At 41.2% G+C, this 1,355-nt stretch carries 1 protein-coding gene; it reads left to right on the top strand.

The annotated features are described in order from the left end of the window. The first annotated feature begins 60 nt into the window (after positions 1–60). Positions 61–1,298, top strand: a protein-coding gene (locus IDJ76_RS20710; RefSeq protein ID WP_191166290.1) for an IS3 family transposase whose coding sequence is annotated in 2 segments (ribosomal slippage) — positions 61–394 and positions 394–1,298 — 1,239 coding nt in all. Because the reading frame shifts where the segments join, the coding sequence is not laid out codon by codon here. Positions 1,299–1,355 lie beyond the last annotated feature (57 nt).

Genomic DNA, 1,355 nt, shown 5'->3' on the forward strand with positions numbered 1-1,355 from the left:
AAGTGTCTTGTCCTGAAAAAAGTTGACTAATAAATAGTCAACAAAATGAGTTATAAGGTAATTAAAGTAAAGGGTGAAGCCTCGCAGTTAAGGTACAGCGAGGCATTCAGACGCTCTGTGGTAGCCGAGTATGAGCGGGGGCTTTTGAACAAAGACCAGATCCAGGCTAAGTATGGCATAAAAGGCAACTCCCGGATATTGGAATGGTGCCGCAGGTATGGTAAATTGCACTACCCAAAAGCAGGAGCATTGGGCCGTCCGATGAAAGACCCACAAAAGCAACGTATTAAAGATCTGGAAAAACAGTTAGCAGATGCTCAACTGAAGCTGGTTGCTTATGAAAAGCTAATTGAGATCGCTGAACGGGAAGAAAGGATCAGCATCTTAAAAAAAGGCGAAGCCAAACAATCCGGGAGCTTGCCAGGACGTACCCAAGACAAGTAAGTATGTTCTGTGAGTTGTTTGGCTATAGCAAACAAGCTTATTATAAAGCGCAAACCCAACATTATTCAGTAGTAAACAAGCAACAACAGGCTAAAGCCTTAGTGCTTAGCGTGCGTCGGCTGATGCCACGGCTGGGAACTCGAAAGCTGTATCATCTGCTTAAAAGTGAGCTTCTTATCGGCAGGGACAAGTTGTTTCAATTGTTAAGGATTGAAGGATTATTAGTTGGCAAAAGAAAGCGTTATACAGTTACCACTAATTCAAAGCATTGGATGCGCAAGTATCCTAACTTGATTAAGGATATAGAATTTGTCCGGCCCGAACAGGTATGGGTGGCTGATATAACTTATATAGATACGAATGAAGACGGACATGGTTACCTGCATTTAATTACAGACGCCTATTCCAAGCAGATTATGGGCTATGAACTATGTGGGAACATGGAAGCCGCATCTACATTAAAAGCTTTGCAAATGGCAATAACGAACAGGAAATATAACGACAATGCGCTTATACACCATTCTGACAGAGGGTTACAATATTGCAGCAAGCTTTACACAGACTGCCTGAAAGAAAACAATATTACTATCAGTATGACCGAGAACGGCGACCCCTATGAGAATGCTATTGCTGAACGTGTGAACGGAATTCTTAAAGACGAGTTTGGTTTATCAGAAAAACTAAATAATATCAACAAGGCAATACATCAAACGGCTCAAAGCATCGATATCTATAACAAAAGCAGGCCGCATCTGAGTTGCCACATGCTCACACCCGCTCAGATGCATCAGCAAAAAGAAATTAAACTAAAGTCCTACAACAAAAAAGCTCAAACATCTTTGGTGGATGTTTGAGCTTTTTTATCAATGTTTGTGCAATCAAAAATAGTCAACCTATTTCAGGACTACTCA

The sequence above is a fragment of the Mucilaginibacter glaciei genome, assembly GCF_014773245.1.
Taxonomy (GTDB): Bacteria; Bacteroidota; Bacteroidia; order Sphingobacteriales; family Sphingobacteriaceae; genus Mucilaginibacter; species Mucilaginibacter glaciei.